The organism is Enterococcus sp. S53 (assembly GCF_016516865.1).
GTDB lineage: Bacteria > Bacillota > Bacilli > Lactobacillales > Enterococcaceae > Enterococcus_D > Enterococcus_D innesii.
This window is the reverse complement of sequence record NZ_JACVUH010000001.1, coordinates 19,447-41,767: the sequence shown is the minus strand read 5'-3', so window position 1 is coordinate 41,767 and position 22,321 is coordinate 19,447. Positions and strand designations below refer to the sequence as shown.

General features: G+C 41.7%; 26 protein-coding genes. 9 read left to right on the top strand and 17 right to left on the bottom strand.

Annotation, left to right across the window (positions count from 1 at the left end; all coding sequences use genetic code 11):
• Positions 1 to 86: 86 nt before the first annotated feature.
• Positions 87 to 530, top strand: a complete 444-nt coding sequence (locus IAE45_RS00215) for a hypothetical protein (protein WP_077453448.1) — start codon at positions 87 to 89, stop codon at positions 528 to 530.
• Positions 531 to 562: 32 nt separating this feature from the next.
• Here IAE45_RS00215 and IAE45_RS00210 read toward each other — a convergent pair whose 3' ends face one another.
• Complete coding sequence (locus tag IAE45_RS00210; RefSeq protein WP_081118710.1) at positions 563 to 2,497, bottom strand: heavy metal translocating P-type ATPase; 1,935 nt, start codon at positions 2,495 to 2,497, stop codon at positions 563 to 565.
• A 184-nt stretch (positions 2,498 to 2,681) separates the two neighbouring features.
• On the opposite strand from IAE45_RS00210, the gene rsxC reads away from it, so the two are divergent.
• Genes rsxC through IAE45_RS00195 form a run of 3 tightly spaced genes read left to right on the top strand, consistent with a single transcriptional unit; the run spans position 2,682 to position 5,678 of the window.
• Positions 2,682 to 4,019: an electron transport complex subunit RsxC gene (gene rsxC / locus IAE45_RS00205; RefSeq protein ID WP_081118711.1), complete on the top strand. Its 1,338-nt coding sequence runs from the start codon at positions 2,682 to 2,684 to the stop codon at positions 4,017 to 4,019.
• Positions 4,012 to 5,082: an RnfABCDGE type electron transport complex subunit D gene (locus IAE45_RS00200; protein WP_200124403.1), complete on the top strand. Its 1,071-nt coding sequence runs from the start codon at positions 4,012 to 4,014 to the stop codon at positions 5,080 to 5,082. Before rsxC ends, IAE45_RS00200 begins: the two co-directional genes overlap by 8 nt.
• A 23-nt stretch (positions 5,083 to 5,105) precedes the next feature.
• A complete protein-coding gene (locus tag IAE45_RS00195; protein ID WP_081118713.1) occupies positions 5,106 to 5,678 on the top strand; it encodes a hypothetical protein in 573 nt (190 codons plus the stop codon).
• Positions 5,679 to 5,714: 36 nt separating this feature from the next.
• On the opposite strand, the gene IAE45_RS00190 is transcribed toward IAE45_RS00195, so the two are convergent.
• Positions 5,715 to 5,912 carry a hypothetical protein gene (locus IAE45_RS00190; RefSeq protein ID WP_005236143.1) on the bottom strand — a complete coding sequence of 66 codons (198 nt, stop codon included), beginning with the start codon at positions 5,910 to 5,912 and terminating at the stop codon, positions 5,715 to 5,717.
• Between the two features lie 135 nt (positions 5,913 to 6,047).
• On the opposite strand from IAE45_RS00190, the gene IAE45_RS00185 reads away from it, so the two are divergent.
• Entirely contained in the window at positions 6,048 to 6,320 is a 273-nt protein-coding gene (locus IAE45_RS00185; RefSeq protein ID WP_005226206.1) for a hypothetical protein, read from the top strand.
• An 89-nt stretch (positions 6,321 to 6,409) separates the two neighbouring features.
• Here the strand turns inward: IAE45_RS00185 and IAE45_RS00180 are convergent, their stop codons facing one another.
• The 3 genes from IAE45_RS00180 to IAE45_RS00170 all read right to left on the bottom strand — a co-directional run bounded on the left by IAE45_RS00180 (position 6,410) and on the right by IAE45_RS00170 (position 7,898).
• A complete protein-coding gene (locus IAE45_RS00180; RefSeq protein WP_200124401.1) occupies positions 6,410 to 6,781 on the bottom strand; it encodes a hypothetical protein in 372 nt (123 codons plus the stop codon).
• Positions 6,782 to 6,949: 168 nt separating this feature from the next.
• Positions 6,950 to 7,495 (bottom strand): ECF transporter S component, encoded by a 546-nt coding sequence (locus tag IAE45_RS00175; protein ID WP_096742655.1) that lies wholly within the window; start codon positions 7,493 to 7,495, stop codon positions 6,950 to 6,952.
• The gene (locus IAE45_RS00170) at positions 7,479 to 7,898 is read right to left on the bottom strand and encodes a DUF4430 domain-containing protein (protein WP_086292435.1); all 420 of its coding nucleotides are present in this window, start codon (positions 7,896 to 7,898) and stop codon (positions 7,479 to 7,481) included. The genes IAE45_RS00175 and IAE45_RS00170 overlap by 17 nt, the downstream gene beginning before the upstream one ends.
• A gap of 165 nt (positions 7,899 to 8,063) precedes the next feature.
• On the opposite strand from IAE45_RS00170, the gene IAE45_RS00165 reads away from it, so the two are divergent.
• Both IAE45_RS00165 and IAE45_RS00160 read left to right on the top strand, forming a co-directional pair.
• Positions 8,064 to 9,464 (top strand): C69 family dipeptidase, encoded by a 1,401-nt coding sequence (locus IAE45_RS00165; protein ID WP_086292436.1) that lies wholly within the window; start codon positions 8,064 to 8,066, stop codon positions 9,462 to 9,464.
• Between the two features lie 185 nt (positions 9,465 to 9,649).
• A complete protein-coding gene (locus IAE45_RS00160) occupies positions 9,650 to 9,820 on the top strand; it encodes an aldo/keto reductase (protein ID WP_081118717.1) in 171 nt (56 codons plus the stop codon).
• A 62-nt stretch (positions 9,821 to 9,882) separates the two neighbouring features.
• On the opposite strand, the gene IAE45_RS00155 is transcribed toward IAE45_RS00160, so the two are convergent.
• The 4 genes from IAE45_RS00155 to IAE45_RS00140 all read right to left on the bottom strand — a co-directional run bounded on the left by IAE45_RS00155 (position 9,883) and on the right by IAE45_RS00140 (position 13,875).
• Positions 9,883 to 11,043, bottom strand: coding sequence for a MalY/PatB family protein (locus tag IAE45_RS00155; RefSeq protein ID WP_081118718.1), 1,161 nt, complete (start codon positions 11,041 to 11,043; stop codon positions 9,883 to 9,885).
• Between the two features lie 30 nt (positions 11,044 to 11,073).
• Positions 11,074 to 12,636, bottom strand: a complete 1,563-nt coding sequence (gene malX, locus IAE45_RS00150) for a maltose/glucose-specific PTS transporter subunit IIBC (protein ID WP_200124399.1) — start codon at positions 12,634 to 12,636, stop codon at positions 11,074 to 11,076.
• Positions 12,637 to 12,739: 103 nt separating this feature from the next.
• Positions 12,740 to 13,522: a MurR/RpiR family transcriptional regulator gene (locus IAE45_RS00145; RefSeq protein ID WP_200124397.1), complete on the bottom strand. Its 783-nt coding sequence runs from the start codon at positions 13,520 to 13,522 to the stop codon at positions 12,740 to 12,742.
• A gap of 170 nt (positions 13,523 to 13,692) precedes the next feature.
• On the bottom strand, positions 13,693 to 13,875 hold the full coding sequence (locus IAE45_RS00140) for a hypothetical protein (RefSeq protein WP_077453460.1): 183 nt from the start codon (positions 13,873 to 13,875) through the stop codon (positions 13,693 to 13,695).
• Between the two features lie 163 nt (positions 13,876 to 14,038).
• Here IAE45_RS00140 and IAE45_RS00135 point away from each other — a divergent pair, with 163 nt between their 5' ends.
• Complete coding sequence (locus tag IAE45_RS00135; RefSeq protein WP_200124395.1) at positions 14,039 to 14,704, top strand: NAD(P)H-dependent oxidoreductase; 666 nt, start codon at positions 14,039 to 14,041, stop codon at positions 14,702 to 14,704.
• Complete coding sequence (locus tag IAE45_RS00130) at positions 14,704 to 14,877, top strand: hypothetical protein (protein WP_175632036.1); 174 nt, start codon at positions 14,704 to 14,706, stop codon at positions 14,875 to 14,877. Before IAE45_RS00135 ends, IAE45_RS00130 begins: the two co-directional genes overlap by 1 nt.
• Positions 14,878 to 14,975: 98 nt before the next feature.
• On the opposite strand, the gene dat is transcribed toward IAE45_RS00130, so the two are convergent.
• The 8 genes from dat to IAE45_RS00090 form a co-directional block, all read right to left on the bottom strand.
• Positions 14,976 to 15,830, bottom strand: coding sequence for a D-amino-acid transaminase (dat, locus tag IAE45_RS00125; protein WP_077453462.1), 855 nt, complete (start codon positions 15,828 to 15,830; stop codon positions 14,976 to 14,978).
• Between the two features lie 129 nt (positions 15,831 to 15,959).
• Positions 15,960 to 17,060, bottom strand: a complete 1,101-nt coding sequence (locus tag IAE45_RS00120; protein ID WP_081118721.1) for an AI-2E family transporter — start codon at positions 17,058 to 17,060, stop codon at positions 15,960 to 15,962.
• Between the two features lie 162 nt (positions 17,061 to 17,222).
• Positions 17,223 to 17,651 (bottom strand): hypothetical protein, encoded by a 429-nt coding sequence (locus IAE45_RS00115; RefSeq protein ID WP_200124393.1) that lies wholly within the window; start codon positions 17,649 to 17,651, stop codon positions 17,223 to 17,225.
• 77 nt (positions 17,652 to 17,728) lie between these two features.
• Positions 17,729 to 18,145, bottom strand: a complete 417-nt coding sequence (locus IAE45_RS00110; protein WP_077453463.1) for a GNAT family N-acetyltransferase — start codon at positions 18,143 to 18,145, stop codon at positions 17,729 to 17,731.
• Positions 18,146 to 18,349: 204 nt separating this feature from the next.
• A complete protein-coding gene (locus IAE45_RS00105; protein ID WP_081118723.1) occupies positions 18,350 to 19,273 on the bottom strand; it encodes an LCP family glycopolymer transferase in 924 nt (307 codons plus the stop codon).
• 1 nt (position 19,274) lies between these two features.
• Positions 19,275 to 19,928, bottom strand: coding sequence for a phosphatase PAP2 family protein (locus IAE45_RS00100; RefSeq protein ID WP_077453464.1), 654 nt, complete (start codon positions 19,926 to 19,928; stop codon positions 19,275 to 19,277).
• Complete coding sequence (locus IAE45_RS00095) at positions 19,925 to 21,118, bottom strand: FtsW/RodA/SpoVE family cell cycle protein (RefSeq protein WP_200124391.1); 1,194 nt, start codon at positions 21,116 to 21,118, stop codon at positions 19,925 to 19,927. Before IAE45_RS00095 ends, IAE45_RS00100 begins: the two co-directional genes overlap by 4 nt.
• The gene (locus tag IAE45_RS00090; protein WP_170920146.1) at positions 21,096 to 22,250 is read right to left on the bottom strand and encodes an FtsW/RodA/SpoVE family cell cycle protein; all 1,155 of its coding nucleotides are present in this window, start codon (positions 22,248 to 22,250) and stop codon (positions 21,096 to 21,098) included. The genes IAE45_RS00095 and IAE45_RS00090 overlap by 23 nt, the downstream gene beginning before the upstream one ends.
• Positions 22,251 to 22,321: the final 71 nt, after the last annotated feature.

Sequence of the window (22,321 nt, the reverse complement as noted above, 5' to 3'; positions counted from 1 at the left end):
AACATCTACATGTAGACTTTTCCCGCTATTCCTTTTAAAATAGGAGATATCAAACAGTCAGTCCATTGAGAGGCGGGAGGTGCGACATGAAGAAAATCAAGCAAGAAGCAAAACATCCAAATGATGTGCCGGTAATTTTTTTGACCGATGCAACTGGCAAAGTCGTACGAAAAATCTCGATCAATGAGTGGCGTGCGTTAAAAGCGAATCCAGACCAAATCGAAGAACTTGATATCAAATTGTATCGTGAAGCGATCAGTTTCTATCTTCAAGAAGACTATGCGAAAGCAAAAGATCTCTTGCATTTCTTGATCAATAAAACGGACTATAGTCATTACGAATATGTTGAGCGGTTAGCAAATATCTATCGCATCGAAAATCGTCCTGCTAAAGAAAAAGTCCTATTGCTGACTGCTTATCATGCAATCAAACCGTTAGAATCCTCTGAAGGAATTCTAAGAAGGATCGAAAATCGATTACAAAAAATCGATGCCTTTGATTTTCCAACTTCGACACAATTCAGTCATTAAAAAAAGCAGCTATCTTTCGATAGCCGCTTTTTTTATGCTTCTGGCAGTTTACGCAAAAGGCGCAACCCGTTGAACAATACAATCAATGTACTGCCTTCATGGGCAAATACCCCCAAACCAATGTTCATCATGCCGAATAGATTCAAGCCGACTAATAACGCGACGATAAACATGGAGAAGAAAATATTTTGCCAAATGATCCGATCCATCTTCTTCGCTAAGCGATAGGCATATGCAAAACGTGAAAGGTCATTCTTCATGATCACTGCGTCTCCTACTTCAATCGCAACATCTGACCCTTCCCCCATCGCAAAGCCGATGTCTGCTTGAACGAGTGCAGGAGCATCATTGATACCATCACCCACCATGGCGGTTTGTCCGTATGCTTCTTGGAGTGCTCGTACCGCTTCCGCTTTGTTCTCAGGCAAAACATTGGCAGCCACTTGGTCAACCTTTAAGCGCTGACCGATTGCTTCACCAGCAGAGGCACTGTCTCCGGTGATCATAACAGTATGGATACCTTCATTTTTCAAATAATGAATCACAGAAGCTGCCTGTTCGTTCGGCTCATCCATCAATGCGATGATCGCCGTAACCTCTTCGTTGATGGAAAACACGACCATTGTTTTTCCTTGCACTTCCAATTGACGGTACTGTTGCTCCATCAAACCTGTAAACTGGGTGTTTTCGGTTCTTTTTCCTAATCGATAGGTTTTTGTTCCTGCGACGGCACCTAACCCGGAACCAATCTCGTTTGTGACAGTCAACTGTTCGATTTCTCGTATTTTCTCTGTTTTCTCGAAATAAGTAACGATCGCATCTGCTAATGGGTGGTTGGCTTGCTTTTCCATCGAAACGATGACTGCTGCTGCCTCTGCTCGATCGATCGTATCAGCGAAAACGGCTTCCGTGACTGTAGGTTTTCCGACAGTCAATGTTCCCGTTTTGTCAAAAGCCACCGCTTTGATCTGAGCAAAATTAGTCAAGTAATTGCTCCCTTTAAAAAGAATCCCTTTTTTTGCTAAATTTGAGATCGCCGACAAACTAGCAGGGACAGCGCTTGCCGCTAAAGCACAAGGAGAAGCGGCAATCATCATTACGATCCCACGATAAAAACTTGTATACCAATCCCAACCAAATAGAAACGGTGCAGTCAAAATGAACAAAGGGACTGCAATGAAAACAACTGTTACATAGATTGGTTCGATTTTTTTGATTCGTGTTTCGGTCGGTGATTGATTTGATTGCGCCGCTTCCACCACTGAAAGAATTTTTGCGAAGACTGTTTCAGAGCTGTCTTTCGTGACTTCCATCAAAAATGTGCCGTTTCCATTAATCGTACTCCCATAGACTTCGTCTCCTGTAGTCTTTTCTCGAGGAATACTTTCCCCATTGATCGAGGCTTCATTGATGGCACTCGTTCCAGAAAGAATTACGCCATCTGTTGCTAACTGATCACCAGGCAGCACTTGCAAAATATCTCCTTTTTTTATCTCTGAAGCGGCAATTTTTTTGGTTTTTCCATCTGGACCCATCAAACGGGCTTCCGTGGGATTCAGTTTGAGAAGATTGGTGATTTCTCTTCGACTTTGTCCCTCGGCGTATTCTTCTAAGAAGTGAGCGCCTGCAAAAATCAAAATCAACAAAGCGGCTTCATTAAAATTTCCTATGACCATGGAACCAATCGCTGCCAACAACATCAAAAGATGTACATTCGGTGTGAAGCGCCGATTGGCTCTGGTACTTTTTATGGTATCTTCGATCCCTTCCCAAGAAATGTGATAGCCCGCTAATAAAACCGCTGCAAAATAAAAACCATCTTTTACCCATTGGTTCGGAACAAAAAGTGCCAGTATAAAGAGCAGTAAGCCTGCAAAATAAACGTTACGCGGAAGAGTCCCATGATCGTGAGTATGAGAATGTCCCTCCGTTTTTGTGTGATTATGTTGACAAGTATGTTCAGCCATCATCAAAACCTCCTCTAGTCCATCTAACATATGAACAATCAATCATATTTATACACTTATTATATATGAATAAACAATCATATGTCAACCGAAAGAAGTTTTTCTTGTGAAATGTAAGCGTTTTGGGTTTTGTGATTCTTTACGGCATGCTAGAATAAACTTAGGAGAGAAAGGAGTGTTGGTTATGAGAACATTTACTGGCGGTATTTCACTAAGTCCCCCATTAAAAATGTTAAAAGAAAAATTAATGATCGAACAAGATGAAATTCTTACCTTTTCACCCACGATGGTTTTTATCCCTTTAGCACAACATATCGGTGCCCCGGTGGAACCGATCGTTTCCGTTGGCGATTATGTCAAACAAGGGGAAGTGATCGCTGAGACTGATGCGTTTGTATCTGCCAAAATTCATGCATCTGTTTCGGGTAAAATCGTCGACATGGTCGATTGGCCGAATCAAAACAATGAAGAAGGAAAAACCATCATCATTGAAAACGATTATGCTTACCAAAATGATTTTTTGTCTGTCCCCTTCGACTGGCAATCTGCTGCTAACGAAACCATCCTCAACAAAATCCGTCAAGGCGGCATCGCCGGCAAAGGCGGTGCAACGTTTCCCACCCATGTCAAATTCAGTATTGATGAAACAAAAAAAATCCATACTTTGATCTTAAATGGATCTGAATGTGAACCGTTCCTACGCAGTGATGCTTTCTTAATGCAAAAAGAAGCCAAAAAAATCATTCACGGCGCAAAGATCGCCCAAAAATTATTAGCTGGTCCAAAAATTATAATAGGCATCGAAGATGACAAACCAAGAGCCATTTCAGCCATGCAAGCCGCAAGTGCAGAGGATGACACGATAGAAGTCGTTACTGTCCCAACTGTTTATCCAACCGGTGGTGAAAAGCAGTTAGTAGAGTTATTGACCGATCAAGAGGTGCCATTAGGTGGTTTGACTGCCGATATTGGCATCGTCTTGATCAATGTTGCCACCAGCTTTGCCATCGCCGAAGCGGTCTGTTATGACAAACCGTTGATTGAACGCTATACAACCGTTACCGGCGATGTTCAAAATCCCTGCATCGTCAAAAATCCGTTAGGAACACTCGCAGGAGAATTGATCGACTTTGCCGGCGGCTTTCAAGGCGCCCCCAGCAAATTGATTCTTGGTGGACCAATGATGGGAAAATCCGTCAAAACCTTGAAAGTTCCGGTCACCAAAGGCAGCAACGGCATCGTTGTTTTTAATGAAGAAACCGATTGGCTCTATGCCGAAAACCCCTGCATTCGTTGCAATAAATGTGTCGAAGCTTGTCCGATGCGCCTGATGCCGATGGAGATCGATCAGTTTTATCGAGCGGGGGATTATCAAAAATGTGAAGAACTGTTGGCAGAAGCATGTATCAATTGTGGTGCCTGTACCTTCGTCTGCCCAGCCAAACGTTCCTTAGCTGCCAATATCACTGCCGCAAAAGGCAAAGTTGCCCAGCTGCAAAAGGAGGCGAAGGAAAGTGCCTGATTACTACAAGGATTCTGATAGTGAGCGCCTCTTTCAACAGCGGAAAAGTCAAGAAACGCCCCCCAGCCCCCATATTCGTAGCAATGACGAGACCATTAAGATCATGGGGTGTGTGGTACTAGCCCTATTACCAGCAGTTTTATTCTCTGGCTATCTTTTTGGGCTCAAGGTATACGGTTTGTTTTTCATTGCGCTAGCTACGGCGTTTGCTGCCGACGGTCTTTGGTCCTATCTTGTCAAACGGCCGTTTCGCTTCGATTTAAGCATCGTCGTGACGGCCTTGCTTTTAACGATGAATCTTCCACCGACCGCACCTTGGTATTTCCCAGTGATCGGGGTGGCGTTTGCCGTAATCATCGTCAAAGAATTTTTTGGCGGAATCGGTTATAATTTCCTAAATCCAGCCCTCGGCGGTCGAGCCCTGTTGATTGGCTTGTTTTATAACCAAATGTTTCTAATCAGTTGGCCTGATCCACCATTCGGTAGCATCGCACCAGATGTCGTTTCGCAGGCTACAGCGAACGATGTTGTTTCCGGTGCTACACCGTTAGCTGTCATGAAGGCCGGGGACACCTTAAGCGGTTCTGAACTAGTGGATGCCTTTTTAGGATTTACCGGGGGGCGAATCGGTGAAACCAGTGCCTTACTTTTACTGTTGGGTGGAATTTTTCTGGTTTACAAGAAAATCATCTCCCCTCGTATCCCATTGATTATCTTTGCGACGATCGGGCTCTTTGCTTTTATCCTTGGTCCAGAAGGACTTTTTACTGGCAGTTGGCAAACGATCATCGGTCATATCATCAGTGGTGGTGCCATGTTGGGTGCCATCTATATGGCGACTGATTATTCTTCGACCCCAGTAACAAAAGCAGGAGAAAATCTTTTTGCCTTAGGCGTTGGCCTCCTCGTTGTGCTCTTCCGTTTCTTTGGTTTTACGAATGAAGGCATGAGCTATGCCATCTTGATCATGAATTGTTTCACCCCACTTATTGATCGCTTCTTACGCCTTCGCATATTAGGGGAAGAAAAAAAGACCCCGTTCAACCTTAAAATTATGAGCTAAATCGCAAAAAAGGAGGGTTCCTTATGATGATCGCCAATCGGCTAGTGGTCTTTCTAGTCATTCTACTCACAAATTACGCCTGTCAAAATTTGGCGCCGACCGTCAAAGAGAAAAAACCGAACGTGACGACACGGGTGGTTTTCCTCTCAGGGATCATTGCGGTCGCTTACTTGTTCAGTGGGTTAAGCTTTTATCTTTTACTTCAAAATCGTTTCGTCTATGGCAATCAAGTGGTCACCAACTTGGTAAGTGCTGCCATCATCGCCTTGATCGCGGCGGGCTTGTGTTTACTGATCGTTCCTGCAAAAAAGCATTTCTTGACGACTGATCTAAAAAAAACGATCCTAGTCAGTGTGCTCTTGCTGACGGTCGCCACTGTGACCCAATTTCCCTATACCGATTATTTAACCAATTTATTTGTTGCTGTAGGCATGTATTTCCTCTTTTCTTGTGCTTTGTCAGGGGTTCATACACGGAATCAAATTGCCGCAATTCCGCCAATTCTAAAAGGTCTCCCACTGGATATCGTAACACTTTTTCTATTTTATCTGAGCTTTTCCTTTCTCAACGGTGTCTTCTTCAACTATTTATTCTAAACAAAAAGCAAGTCCCGCCTTGGCAGCGGAACTTGCTTATTTTTTGCGGAATAACTCTCTGAAGGAACCGATCAAAAAACCAGTTGAAAAAGCATTTTGTGCTTTTTGTTCTTTTTCAGCAGCGATTTTTTGTCGGGTTCGCAGCCCTTTATTGGCATTTTTGGACTTCTTCCCTTCACGGAGTTCTTTCGAAGCCTTTTGAAACTCATTTGAGAAACGATTATACCCAACCATTCCTTTTGCCCCCTTTCTTTTTACATGGTACTTAATAACGAGGATTTACTATAGGAATTGCCTTTCTGATGCAAATCAGGTAACATAACAGACAGAAAGATGATTTACCCTAGGTTTGTCAGAAAGGAAGATTCCATGAACGAAACCCACACTGGATTGTTAGTCAATAGCCGTGTTTTTCAAGAAACGCCAATGATGCTGACAGGTATCCAACTTTTAGAAGACCACAAAATCGTAAATTGTATTATTAAGGATCGCTACTTAGCCAGCTATGTCTTACGCCTTCCATTAAATAAATACCAATTAGAAGTCGAAGGGAAATGGAACAAGCGGGAACAGTTAGTGATCAAGCATATGAAAATCAAGAATATCGATGAGTTTATTAAAATCGTCGGTACGCCAGAATAAGAGGACTCACGAAAAGCAAGTGCAGGCAACTGCCCTTGCTTTTTTTCTGAAAAAAATCCAGCTGATTTTCCTCACTATTCCTCCGAAGTCTATCGCGACATTCTGGTAAACCGATCGATCAAGGCTTTTTGCTCCTCTTTGATACCGATCGCCAACGGTTTGATCATTAATTTGACAGTGGTCGAAGGTGTCTGAATCTGGACTTTTTTATTTACCACACCGCCTAGTTGTAATTTTGTGATCTCATGGATCATAATTGTCTGCATCCCTTTTTCATGAAATTGCAGATCTAACTGAATCAAGTGGATTTTTTCTTCTTCAACCACCACGATAAAATACTTTGGGGTTGGCAGGGCAATCACTTTGGCTTCCTCGGCATAACCAGCCAGTTTTCCATGGAACTTCGCGCGGTAGCTTTCTAAATCATCTTTTTTCACGATCCATTTCATCAAAAGCCACATCCTTCCTTAGATACCTTAAGGATACCTGCAGAAACCGCTTTTGCACAACAATATGCCTGCTTGTTTCCTCACATAGCCCCTTTTATCTCATTTGATCGTCAAAGACTTTTCCTCTAGTCATGGACGTTTTTGCCTGACACTAGCAAACGCAACAAAAAAGCGAAGCGCTTAGTGCCCTTCGCTTTTTTTCTTTGGATAGTAGTGTTGGAAAAGCCGTAGAAAGATCGGTGCTAGTAACAAATAAAAAATGCCATTGCCTACTGCGTGCAGGGCATCAAAGCTCAATCCTTGAAAATAGTAAGCCCAAAAACTAGGAAACCCGTAAAGTTTGACACTGATCCAAGATATCACAAAGCCATAAGCAAACCCTGCAAACACACTGTAGCTGACTTGTAAAAGCAACCGTTTCATAAACAGCTTGCTTTTTGACAACAGATACATCCCCAAAATAATGATTGCATAACTAACTAATTGAGCGATCGTCCATATTCCCATTCCCATGTAAAAATTTGTAATCAGCATCGAGAGCAGACAAACGATCAATCCACGACGAAGACCTAAATGGATGGTTACTAATAAAAAGATCACCGTCATTGGTTGAACATTGGGTAAGGGTTGAAAAAGTGTCCTGCCGACGACGGCCGCTGCCACAAGCAGCCCTAAATAAGCAATTTCTTTTCCAGCAAATGAAAGTAGTTTATTCGAATTTTTCATAGGTGAAAACCACTTTATCGTTGTTTCCTAAAAAGGTATCATCCGCCCCAGTTGTAATCATTTCATCATTGATTGTATACGTCCAATAATAGCCAGCTTTTTCATCTTGCGCTAAACCGTCGATGCTGGTGATCATCCCTTGATTTTCTTCCAAGTCAAAGTTGTCTTTCATGATGGTCATCAAAGAAACCCCTTCTTTAAAAGTGACCGTTTTGGTATCAATCTCCCGGTCTTGCTCTTCACTTTTATTATTGAAGCTGATTTGGGCAGTGCGCTCTTCGGCATTTTGTTGAACTGACGAAGAGTCACTGGAGGAGTTTCCCGCATCCATCGATGGTTTGGCACAGCCGGCAAAAACCAGACTAAGTAAAAAAATATAACTAAAGATAACTGTTTTCTTCATAATAATGGCTCCTTTGATTATTTTTACAACACCTTATTGTACTAAAAATAAATAAAAAAGGCGAAATATTTTTGTTCCTCTCTATAGAAAGCATTGTAAAACCATGAGACTATGGGTATACTAGCTTCAATCATTCGTAAGAAGAAATGAAGGAGTGTTGGAAAGATGGATAGAAAAAAAGCGTCCTGTACCACTTTACTAGTAGGAAAAAAAGCATCGATCGACGGCTCGACCATGATTGCCCGTAATGAAGATTCTGGAAGCGGTTCGGAACCGCAAAAATTCGTCGTTATCACTCCAGAACAGCAAGGAAATGAATTTTACGCCGTTTTAAGCGGCTGTCGAATTCGTTTACCTAAGGATCCCTTACGTTATACTTCGACACCTGAAGCAGATGAATCCCAAGGAGTCTGGGCAGCTTCAGGAATCAATGAAGAAAATATCGCCATGACTGCGACAGAAACGATCACAACCAATTCACGCGTTTTGGCTATTGATCCATATGTGGAAGATGGTATCGGGGAAGCTGATTTCGTCAGCATCGTACTGCCTTACATCCATTCCGCTAAAGAAGGTGTTTTGCGCTTAGGGGAACTCTTAGAAACCTATGGTACCTATGAAGCCAACGGGATCGCGTTTTCTGATGCCGAGGAAATTTGGTATATGGAAACCATCGGTGGACATCACTGGGCAGCTGTTCGCCTACCCGATGATGCCTATGTCGTGGCACCCAATCGCTTAAACATTGATCACTTCGATTTCGCCTCAGAAATGACGTTGTGTTCGCAGGATCTCGAACAGTTGATTGAAGACTATCAATTAAATCCTGATTTTGAAGGTATCAATCTACGCCATATTTTTGGCAGCTCATCAGAAAAAGATACCCGTTACAATAACCCGCGGGCATGGTACATTCAAAAACACTTTAGCGGAACAGCTGCTGAACCGATCAATCAAGAGCTCCCGTTTGTATGCTACCCAAAACAAAAGCTATCCGTGGAAGATGTAAAATGGGCATTGAGCTCCCACTTCCAAAATACGCCTTTTGACCCTTACGGTACAGGAACCGAGACACAAAAAACACAATTCCGATCGATTGCTCTCAATCGCAACCAGCAAGTCCACATTTTGCAGATCCGCAACCACGTGCCTGCAGCAATCGCTGGCATTCATTGGCTCGCCTTTGGTCCCAATACCTTCAACGGCGTTGTGCCATTTTATGCAGCTATCACTAAGACCCCACTTGGCTATTGCGATACGACAAAGACCTACGATCCAACAAATAGCTATTGGTTAGGACGCACCTTGGCGTTGATTGGGGACAGCGACTACGATCGCTATAGTGATCTTGCCAACCGTTTTGAAATGGAAACGATGGCGGCTTGTCGCCGCATCCAACAAGAAACTGATTGTAAAGCTTCCGCTGAAAAGGAGCCTACTCGTCTGCTTGAAGAAGCCAACGCTGAGATGGCTGAACTGTATTTAAAAAATGCAACAACGTTACTAGGAAAAATGGTGGAGTCTGGCAGTAATAAAATGGCCTTGCGTTTTTCTTTAGCCGATTAGTCAATCGCTGAAAATAAAAGGATTAACAAAAACTTTACATGGAATTGCAGCAATCTAAACATTGCTCTCCTATACTAAAGATACCAATTCGTTTTCTTTTTCCTTGCTGGTACAAATCAAGCAATTGATTTGTACTGGTCCCCCTATGGAAGACCAATTGGTAAAAACCGTTGGGAGGAATGAACATGACTACAAGCATTTATCGGACTGTCACCAACGAAATTGTTAAAGGTGAGATCATCAAGAGCAAGAGTCAGCAAGATATGCTGATCATTCAAGACAAAGAAGGTTATTTCCATGTCGTTGAACCACTCCCCGTTACTACTGCAATGACTCCCCGCACGACGAAAGACTAAAAAAACCACTGGCGATCAGAAAGAATACAGGATCTTTCTGATTGCTCAGTGGGTTCTTTTTGTTAGGTCAAACTCAATGTGAATCGTTTCAAGCCATCAATGAGTTTTTCTCGCGAACAGCCAATGTTTAGGCGCAAAAAATTTCTCCCCTCTTTCCCATAGATTTCCCCTGACATAATCGCAACTTTTCCCTTACGAATCATTCGTTGCTGCAATTCTGCCATCGTTAAACCCATTGCTGTACAATCAATCCACATAAGATACGTGGCTTCACTTTTCGTGACCACGAGTTCTGGGTGATGTTCCTGTAAATAAGCGATCACATAAGCAATGTTACCATCCAGATAGTCATTGAGCTGATCCACCCACTTACTTTCATTATCGTAGGCAGCAATCGTTGCGGTCATGCCAAAAATACTGGTGGAGCTCAACCCATCGGCTTCTTTTAACTGAGTTAAGAAGCGATCACGCAACTTGGAATCAGGAATGATTCCATAAGAATAAATCAACCCTGGAAAATTAAACGTTTTGCTTCCCGAAGTAACAAGGGCTACATTTTTTTGCAACAAATCAATGATTGGTTGATGCCTTTGTCCTTTTCTTACAATGTCCATATGGATCTCATCAGAGATGATAAATACTTCATGGGTTCTCGCCAATTCGATCATTCGTTGCAACTCATCTTTTTGCCAGACTCTCCCAGTTGGGTTATGAGGACTACATAAGAGAAGAACTTTGTTTTCAGGCTGTGCCATCAATCTTGTTAGCTCTTCAAAATCAATGCGATACGAGTTAGCATCATAGATGAGTGCATTAGGTACGATTTTTCTTTTGTTCTCTTTGATCATTTTATAAAACGCATCATACGCTGGCGTCTGAATAATGATCCCATCTCCTGGTTCACTGAGTAGGGTGACGAGCTGTTTAACACTATACATAACGGAAGGACTATAGACCAGCCAATCGCTTTTGATCATGCTGTTAAAACGTTCAGAATACCATTTGCAGACCGCTTGCTTGAATTCATTATGATTCCAACGTGTATACCCAAAAACCGGGTGTTGCATTCGCTTGATAAGTGCCGCTTCAACTGCAGCTGGCACCTTGAAATCCGTATCGGAAATCGTAAATGGCAACAAGTTTTTTTCACCAAAACGGTCTTCAACATAATCCCACTGAGTACACTGGGTTCCTTTACGATTGATTGGTTCATCAAAAAACATTTTCTTCACTCCTACTACTTGACAATTTTGCTAAAGAATCGCATCAAGTTGATTTCTGACTGTTGTTACTTTCGTTCCAATGATTACTTGAACGTTAGTATCATCTAAGTGAACGACTCCAAGCGCACCTAGTTTTTTTAACCGTTCATCATCAACCAGTGAACCATCAGTTAACACCAGGCGTAGCCGTGTAATGCAATTGTCCAAAGAATCAATATTGCTTGCTCCCCCTAAAGCTGCCAAAATACCATGGGCATCATAGCCACTCTTTCCAGAATAGGTCATTTCCTCTTCCAACTCATTCGTTTGATCACTGTTCTCTTCTCTACCAGGTGTCTTCAAGTTCTTGCGAAGGATTACTGTTTTAAAAACAAAGTAATAAAGGGCAAACCAGCAAGCTCCTACAATCAGAACGAGCCACCATTTTGTATATGCGCCTTGCATCACGCCAAAGATAAGAAAATCAAGCACGCCCCCATCGGTATTTCCAATCGTGACACCTAATAGACTCATTACCATAAATCCAGCACCTGTCATGATGACATGAAAAATCCATAATAAAGGGCTGATGAATAAGAATAAAAATTCGATTGGTTCAGTAATTCCTGTCACAAAAGTTGCAATGACGCCTGAAATCAATAAGCCTTTTATTTTTGAACGATTCTCAGGTTTTGCCGTCTGGTACATAGCTAATGCTGCTGCCGGCAAACCAAACATAAAGGTTGGCATCTTCCCTTGAGACAAGAACGCCGTTGCACTTGGTGAGATACTTAAGCCGTTTTGTAATTCCGCATAAAAAATATTCAACGCCCCAAAGACTTGCTGACTATCGATCAGCTGACTTCCCCCTGCTTCGGTAAAACGAATCATGGAAACCAAAATATGGTGTAACCCAAATGGCAGTAATAAGCGTTCACCTGAACCAAATAAGAACGGACCGAATGGACCAGCTTGTTGAATTAAATGTCCGATTCCTGTGATGATCATAGCAAACAACGGCCAAATCATCGGAATGATCACCCCAACCACAGCTAAAGTAAGCGAGGTGATGATTGGAACAAAACGTGCTCCTGAAAAGAATGCAAAACTATCTGGCAATTGAAAATGGTAAAAGCGCATATGCAATTTATAAACGATCAATCCTGCGATAATACCACCTAGAACTCCCATTGATAATGTTTGAATGCCAAAAACGATCTCTTGTCCTGCTTCTCGTAGTTGATCTGCAGTAGCTAATTGATTCGTTTCTTGTAAATAAAAATTGATGGATAAATGCATCACGACATAGCCCACAAAGCCTGAAAATGCCGCAACTCCCTTCTCTTTTCTTGCTAGACCTAAAGGAATCGCCATCGCAAACATGACGGGTAAGTAACTAAAGGCAAACCCACCGATCGTTGACATGAAACGAAAAACCACTTGGAGCCAAGGGGCACCTAAAAACGGGAAAACATCGATCGTTGAAGAAGATGAAAATGAACTACCAATCCCTAAAAATAAACCCATGAATGCGAGTAAAGCGACTGGCAACATAAATGTTTTCCCAAGTCCTTGAAAAATTTCCATCCAGCTTGCTTTCTTCCCTTTTTGCATATCATTTCCTCCTAACACTTTTGTCTCTTAAAATGTAAACGATATCAAGAAGGCTTACAATACAGTTACCAAAACAAGAATGACCATTCACAAAATGGAATGGTCATTCAGGATCAAGTACTTCTTCGATTTGATTGGCGTATTGAATAATTAAAATATCCAGTAACGCTGCTAAAGAGATCCGTGGGCTCAAATCGACTTCATGATGATAAATCGCTGTCATTTCAACAGGAAAAGAGAAGGTGGCAAGCTTCTCCAACGTGCTTTTTGGTTGACCAATACAGGCTAAAATTGGCACACCTCTTTGTTTCAACCGGTTAGCATAATTTAGCATCCCGATCGTTTCCCCACTATGACTAATAAAAATAGCGATATCTTTTTTTGATAGTTGATTAGCGATGGTTGTCAATTCATCCCAATCCGTTGAAGCGCCAACCGTTTTTCCTAAAAACCGCAACTTTCGACTCGCAGATAATGCAACCGGCGCACTTTGCCCTAAAGCAAAAAATTCGATTCGTTGTGCTTGCTGAAGCATTTCCAGGGCACGCTGAAAGTCGGCTTCTTCGATCATTGATAAGGATGTCGTCAGCTGGTCAATCATTTGCTTGATCAGTGGGGATAAACCAAGAGAAGCTTGAGTAGATGATTTTCTTTCAAGAGTTTGATAATTCTTCAGTGAAAATTTGAATTCTTGAAAACCGGTAAAGCCAAGCTTTTTTGCCATTCGGCTGATCGTCGCTTGACTGGTGTACGTTTGGGAAGCTAACTCATCGGCCGTCATTTCTGAAACTTTCTCGGGTGCCCTTAAACAATAGTTAAGGACCGTTCTTTCTACTCGGTTCAGCTCTGGAATTTTGTATTGGATTCGTTTATATAAATGATTCATCACCTGCTTCTCCTCTCTACTATTGCTTCATTCTTCCGTCTCCACTATGCTTCATTTACTCATTATACCTTCCCTCAACAAAAGTACAAACTGATGATGAATGGCTTGAAATAAAAAAAAGGACTCACCCTTTGATGAGTGAGCCATCTTTGTTATTGTCTCTGCATCGGTCATCTGTAGACAGTCACTTCAGTAAACTCTTGCCCGTTGCCGTAATCATTTTCTTGCGTATGACGCTTTCCATCAATTCGTTGTTTGCAACTGGCAAGTCCATTTTCGACATAGTTCACTGTATTTGCAACGATCCTTATTATAGTTGCTAGACCTTTCATCAAGGGATCATTTGATTCCATCTCTATTCCCCCATTTCTATCACGCTTAAGCCGGTACTGACTTTTCTTATACACCAGTATAAAAGAAGTACCTTAAACGAAACTAAAAGTGAAGAACTTCGACAAAAAGAAAAGCAGACTAGTTTCTCTTTTTGGTAAAATATGGTACATGTAATAGGAAAGGATGATCAGTCTCATGATAAAAACTTTAGTGGTACCCAGCCATCCGGATTTCCACAATTCGCTTTCCCAACGATTCTTTAGTGAAAGTGCCAAGCTTCCTAACGTCACCATGCATTTTCTTGATGGTCTTTCTGATTTTTCTCTTGCCGATGAACGGATGCTGTTGCAAACATGCGATCGTTTGGTTTTACAATTCCCCTTATATTGGTACAGCGTTCCAGCAAAAATGAAAGATTGGATTGATACGGTTTGGGAAAAATGTGCCCCTGCATTGGCGGGCAAGGAAATCAGTTTCGCCGTTTCTACTGGCGTTGCCGCCAAAGAATTTCAGCTAGGTGGTCGCGAAAATACGACCTTCAATGAAATTTTACACCCACTGGTACTTATGGCAAAAAAACACCAAATGACGGTACTCCCCATCATTGTCCTCGATCAACTGATGTATAAAACAGAGCAAGAGAAACGAGCCTTTGTCATTGCCTATCAACAATTGTTATCAATGCCGGCTCCCTTTACATTTGATCAAAAGCAACAATGGTTTAGCGAGAAACTGGCGCATTTGGTTTCTGAAAAACCGCAGCTTGCTCCTTTGCTATCACTGCTGCAGGAAAACCATGAAACGTTGACCGAATTAGAAGACGCTTTAACTGAATTGGAGGTGCTGTGATGGATCACGAATGGCTAAAGCCACTGATAGAGCAGTCAATAAAAGAAACAGCTGACTATCACGAAAAAGCATTTTTGCAAGAACTAGAGAAGTTGCTTCATCAGCAAGAAATTCGAATCGAATTGACACAAGGAGAACTTGATGGAAAATTGTGGAATCCTAGTGAATGGTAAAATCTGCACTTGTATCCAAGAAAAAAACTTTGGTCCACCTAGCCATAAAACATGCTGGGTGGGCCAAAGTTTTTTGCATCGTTTCTTTTGCTTGTTAACTAGGATTCGCACGTACTCTTTGTAGCAGCGATATAGGCGGCTTGCAAACGTTTCGTGATCGAACCCAAAGTGCCATTGCCAACTGATTTCCCATCTACATTGACGATAGGAACAATTTCCCAGACAGAATTGGTCAAAAAACACTCTTGCACGTTGCTTAGTGCCTCAACAGGGACAGGTTCTTCTCGATAAGCAATTTCTAATTGCTGACACAACTGTAGCACCTTCATTTTCGTGATACCTGGTAGTACTAAGCGTCCATCGGGATGCGTATAGACGATACCATCAATGACAAACCAGAGATTTGATGCCGAAGCTTCCGTGAAAAAGCCATCTCGTTGAAGGAGTGCATCATCGAACCCCGCTTCGATCGCTTGATCTAACGCTAACAGATTCCCTAACAAGCTCAATGATTTGATATCACAATGCAACCACCGCTCATCTGGAAGAACAGTCGCAGATAGCCCTGCATGCTGCATTTCCAAAGGTCGTTCAAAGGGGATCACATTTGCGGTTACGACTCCTTTGACTGCTCCAGCAGACGGAAACTCGTGATTGCGGGGAGAGGCGATTCCTCTGGTGATTTGAAGATAGATCTCTCCTTCTGTGATTCCTTCGGTTTTAACCAGTAACTTAAGGTTTTCAGTTAATTGGGAAATCGTATAAGGCAACGTCAGCTTAATTTTTTGCGCACTACTTTCTAAGCGAATCATATGTTCCCCTAACATAAAGCAGCGACCATTATAGATTCGAATCACTTCATAGATTCCGTCACCATACTGATAACCGCGATCTTCAATGTCAATTTTCACCGCTTCTCGATCAACGATTTGATCATTCCATAAAACCTTCATTTTCTCACTCCTATCGTCCTTCTCGTTTCAATAAGTATAGCATTTGTCTTGAAGCCATGCTACGTAGTGCTTAAAAACAAAAAAACCTGCTGATGGAGATCACTCCAACAGCAAGGTAGAACATTTTCGTTATAATGAATCCTTATCAATTACAGATCGTTCTAATTTTCGCTCTTGAAAAAAGCGCAACAATGTACCAGACATCGCCATCACGATCGAATACACTGGCAGTGCCACGATCATGCCCACAAATCCAAGCAAGTTGCCAGCGATCAATAATAAAAACACCGCAATGATTGGATGGATATGCAATACTTTTTTCATTACTAATGGTGAAACAAGATACGATTCACCTAACTGAATGATCGTGATTCCGACAATCAGAAAAATAGCTGTTCGAATGTCTTGACTTAACGCAAATAAAAAGGCTGGTGCCGCTCCGATAAAGGGACCAAAATAAGGAATAATGTCCAGAACACCACAAATCAGGCCTAAAAGCAACGCATTCTGCAAACCTAGCAAAGAAAAAATCAAATAGCTAGAAACTGCAACGTAAGAACAAACCAACAATTTCCCACCAATGTACGCTGACGCTGCTTGATGGAAATCACTGCAAAGTTGTCGCATTAAGCCTTGATAGTTTTTCGGTGTCTTACTTGCCAAAAAATCAGGAACTTTCTCACCGTCTTTAAACATATACACTAATAACAGTGGGATCGTAAACAAGACGATCGCTGAATGAGAAACGATGGAGATCAAACTCGTCAGACTATTGGTTGCCCCGGTAATAAACTGTAAGGCAAAGTTGCTAGCTTGGGAAATATCAATCGAATCAATAAAAGGACCAAATAATTCTTCTAAATAAGAATGATCAATAGTATCGATCACCAAATTGATAATGATGGGAATTTGATTGATAAAACGCCCCATCTCATAGGCTAATGCTGGTCCAATCACCTGAACGATCAAATACGCTGCAAAAACGATCAGCAGCAATGTCGAATATAGCGCAATGCTTTTCTTTTTCGTTCTTTTTTTTACCCAATTAAAGAAAGGTAAAAAGATGTAAAAAATAAAAATCGAAATCAATACTGGTAAAAAGACACTAGAAAAGATGGCTTCCAGTGGTCGAAAGACAAACAGTATATTTGAATAGATCCAGACCGCGATCCCTAAGAGACAGACAATCACTAGACCTGCAAAAATTTTTGATTTTTTAAGAAACTCCAATAATAAATCCTCCTGATTCTAGAAAATAATTCAACTTCTTTCAGTTTAGCATAATTTTAAAAACGAAGGATGATTTCAAGAAGATTTTTTTCAAAAATCCACGTTTTCCATAGCAAACTTTCAATTAATTTAATTTTTTTCATCTTTATTTCTCAAGTCTAATCAATTTTGATGAGCTGAAAACGGCAACGGGAGATGCATGCTTCTGACAAAGTAGACTGCTGAAGCAAACTGGAATAAACCTAATAAAAAGAAAATCAGATGCAAGACATGCCATCCTCGCAATAAGATGACTTGCACGATGATCCAGACTACTAAACTCATGCCTAAAAGCATTGCCCCGTAGTATCCTTTGTTATGCCACAACAGGATAGCGACAACCAGATTCCCCAAGCCTAAGATAACGAACAAAAACAAGCCGGGAATTAAGAAGGTCGTGAAGGGGGTTCCTTGCAGCATGGCCGCCTCCAAACCAGCATATGTCTGTCCTTGACTTAACGGCTCAATGCTTTTAAACGCCAACAGACTTCCCCCACAGGCGCCAACACCGATAAAGAGGCACAAAAAAAGCAACGCAAAGCGCATCTTCATTTTTCTCCACTCCTTCTTCAAACCCAAACCAACTAAAAATAAAGCCATTCTCAGTGACACATTGATTTTCTTGTCCCTTATTCGCTTTTTGGTAAATAGATAAATGCGGCAATTTGTTGCTCTTCCACAGAAGAAAAGCCACACGTTTCATAAAAACGACGCGTTTTTTCTGTGTTGTCCGTAATCAGAACCTTTTGCCGTATCGATGGATGATTCGCCAGCATTTTTTTGAGTAATCGCTGACCGATTTTTTGACGTTGGAACTCGGGTGCAACTAATAGATCTTGAATATAAAGAATGGTTTGTCCATCGGTTATACAACGGATGAGCCCCACTAGTTGCTCTTCAACATAGGCCGTTATCACCTGTGATTGAGCTAGCCCTTTTAGAAGACGCTCAGGTTCTTTGGTGTAGGCGCTCCAACCAACCCCCTCGTACAAGGCGAGTACTTGATTTGAATCAGATGGTAAGTGGTCTTGAAAGACGATTTTCATACTTCTCCTCCTTGTGACAGCATAGCGAAAAAGTGGCACAATAGAAATAGAGCTGACAGCTCTTTTCCAGACAAACTCTTGCTATCCGTCAAGCCGTAATGCTTGCTTGACTAAAGAGTATCCTGAGGAAAAGCGGCTGTCAACTCTAATTACTAACTTACTGGATGAACAAAAATATACTAGCTCTGTTTCTAAACCAAAAGCTTAATCAATCAACAACTCATTTTTTAAACGTTGGCTCGTCGTCTGTTGTTCTTCAGGCGTTACTTCTTGATAAGAAATCCCATATTCTCCTCTAAAGCCATCACCCGTGAACCCACTGCCAGCCATTTGGTAAGACTCGACGGTCCCTAATGCGGATTGATATTGAGTGAATAGGCGACTCATTTGTGAAAAAGTTAAATCCGTTTCGCCATTATCTCCAATAATCGTTAGCAGATCCTGAATCCGCATCACGCTTGAAAGTGAAACTAACTCATTGGCCAAAATTTCAGTCACTTCTCTTTGACGACGCTGACGTCCATAGTCGCCTTCTGGATCATCTTTTCGCATACGGGTATACTGGAGTGCCTCCCAGCCATCTAACTCAAGGGTACCCTCTGGGTAATCGATCTTCTCGGCAGTAAAAGCAAATTCATTTTCAACCGTGATGCCACCAATTGCATCGACAAGATCTGCCATCCCATCCATGTTTAAGGAGAAATAATGATGGATCGGTATATCAAGGTATTGTTCAACGGTTTCAATCATCATTTTTGCTCCACCGAAAGAATGAGCATGATTGATTTTATCATGGTATCCTTGTCCCACGATCTCCACATAGGCATCTCTAGGAATACTCGTGAGGGTGGTTTTTCGCGTGGCAGGATTCAACGTTGCCACCATGATGGTGTTTGCACGAAAATCGGTTTTGCGCCGGGAATCATTGGCGATCCCCAACAAAAGAAGGCTCAAAGGTTCAGCATTTTCGATGACCTCCGCCTCTTCTCGTCCTTCGATCGGACGATGGATCGAGTGAGCAACATCCTCTACTTGAAAATACACCCTAATGGCATAGACGGTTCCTGCTGAAATAATTCCCGTCAGCAATACTAGGAAAATGATTATTAGTTTTTTTGCTGTACTCATTTTATTTCCCCCTAAGTACACGTTTTTTGATTGAAAAGACGAAAGCATAGGTGATATAACTGATCCCACTTGCCAATAAAATACTTGCTAGCAAGTCACTGGGATAATGAACCCCGAATAGCAACCGACTCATCATGATCAGCAACAAATAGATCATTCCAAGAAATAGTGCCAGGTTTTGGATAAAGTGACGCTTGCCTCTTTTAGCGGGAACTGTTTGCCCTAAGAAAAAGAGGAGAGAAATAATCAAAGTGGTCGCTAATAATGTATGTCCACTTGGAAAACTTGCTGATGCCCGCTCCATGCTGTCAGCAAAATCCGGTCTCGGGCGATCAACTACTTTCTTGATCACTTGACCGACCCCACTGATCACAATCATGTTCGCCATCAACCATAAACTTTCTAAATACTGCTTGCGCATAAATAAAATACTTGCTAACAGAAAATGAATGGCCGCTATGGGAATGATCGTGGCCGTACTGGCAAGCGGAAGAAAAATCGATTCCACAGCAGGTGTCCGCCCTTGAGGCAATTGGGAAAACAGGTTGTCGATGCTTTGGAACCAGTGTGGTTCTAATGCAACGAGGAAAAACAGCCATGCAAAACAGCTGCAGAGTACTCCACCTATCACTCCTTTTTTTGCTGTTTTACTCATGTTAAGCTCCTACTTTCTTTTAATGTATACGACCTATTTTTGGCTTTTGCCGGAAATTTATCTAACCCAAAGATAATTCCCATAGCAATGCTGATCGCAATCAGTGAGGTGCCTCCTTGACTTAAGAATGGTAAAGGAATGCCGGTTAAAGGCAGCAAACCGATCGCCGCTCCGATGTTTTCAAAAATTTGAAAAACTAAACCAAACACATAAGTGATCGCAATATAGACCGATGCTTTGTTATTTGTTTTTAAAGCAGCAAAAATGATTTGATAGATCAGATAAAAATAAAGGAAGATGACTAAAGTACTTCCTAAAAAACCATACGTTTCTCCAATGACTGTAAAGATCATATCTGACTCACGAACCGGAACATACACCGTTGTATGGGTAGCTGGCGCTCCCAATAAGCCTCCGGAACCGATCGCCCACATACTGCGGACTTGTTGAAAAGCGATGGAATCTTGATAAGCGAAAGGATCTGCCCAAGCTCTCACACGATCCAATTGGTATTGTGAGAAGTGCAGTCGAAACAACACACGATTGCCCCATTCCGTGAATACGAGCAGCAACAAAATAGCACCAAGAGCGGCAATCAACCCGATCACGACAGTCAGTATTTTCCAATGAACACCAGAAATGATGAATAAGGCACCTAACATCACGATAAACACCAAGCTCGTTCCAAAGTCCCGCTGCATAAACATCAATAAAAACGTGGGTAAGCTGTATAGCAGGATCTTAGTGACATAGATCAAATCGGATTTGATCGTTCGTTCGGCTTTTCGTTTTTCATAAACTAAGGTGAGATAGACCATAAAGAGCATAAAGGCCACTTTCATAAACTCGGAAGGCTGAATCGTGAACGCACCAAATCTGATCCACCGTTTGGTGTTCGTTTGTTCGAACATCGTTTGATCATAAAACCAATGAAGAGAAGCCATCAAACTAAGGGATAGTAAGTACAAAAGACCAGAAAAGCGGAGGAGTAAATTCGTAGGAATCAAACTCGTCACAAAAAGAGCAATCGCCGAAAGAATACAAAAGAGGATCTGCCGCAAAACAATCCTTGAAGGATCATTGCCATCCATCACAGATGCTTGATGTTGTACCCAGATACTTAACAAAAACAGCAGGAAAACCGGCAGCAGTAAAGCATAGTTTGCTTCATGACGTTTGAGGAACTTCATTAAGGATGCCCTCCTCTCGTTCTAGTTTCAGGCATAAACTAAAGGCAAATGAAAGAATAAAGTAACTAGAACCACCATAACTAATGAATGGTAGCGGCACCCCCGTCATCGGCATCAAACCTAAAATACTGGCAATATTAATACTTGTTTGCAACAAAAGCAACGTACTCGTCCCTAATAAAATCAAGCCTATTTGAGGGTTTTCAATTGCAGCAGATCGCATAAATAAACGCAAGATGATCACGAATAATAAGCCGATAACAAAAATACCAAAAATCAAGCCTAGTTCTTCTACTAAAACTGAGAAAATAAAATCTGTTTCTGCTACTGGTAAAAAGCCTTTTTTAGTGATGCTGTTTCCTAAGCCAAGACCAGTAAGACCACCATTAAACAAAGCGTAGTAGGAATGGATCATTTGAAACCCCTGATTATACGGATCGGAAAATGGATCCCCCACTAACCGTATGCGGTTATAAACGTGCATAAACATGTGGGGCAGTAAATCATTGTTTCCTAAAAAAATAATCAGCATGGCAATCAAGAACAGACTGATCAATAAGCCACCAAATAAAAGAGCTGTTAGTTTCACGGGCACTTGTACCGTAGTAATCATGACAAATGCTAAAAAAAGTAAAATCATTACCCCAGCTACTTTTGGTTGAATCAAGATCAACACACAGCACAAAAACAAAACCAAAAGGGGACGCTTCATTTCCTGCAGGGTGGTTTTTGCTGTTTGAAAGTAATGAGCCAGATACAAAACCATACCGACATTCACGATTTCTGAAGGTTGAAATTGAATCCCTACGATTGAGACCCAGCGTTGGGCACCATTAACAGAGACGCCGAAAAAAGGCACACGTGCTAAGAGCAATGTAAAGATCCCAAATGCCAGCAAACCGATCGCTAAGTACTTACTAAGCAGTATCTCTCGACGTGTTCTTTGAATAATGAAAAGGAGCACCCAGCTAAGTAGTAGAAAAACAAGCTGACGCAAGAATAAACTCGCTGGTGGCTGATCCCTCGTTAACAAACGGTAAGAACTTGCACTATAAATCATTAAAAGACCGATAAGGCTCAATAGCAAATAAGCTATGATCAGCAGCCAATCGATCTTCTTTTTTTCTATCATTGCTTCCACTCCTCTTGCCTTGGAGTAGGTGTTCAGACGGTACCAGTTATTTTGCCTTTTGAGCTGATTCA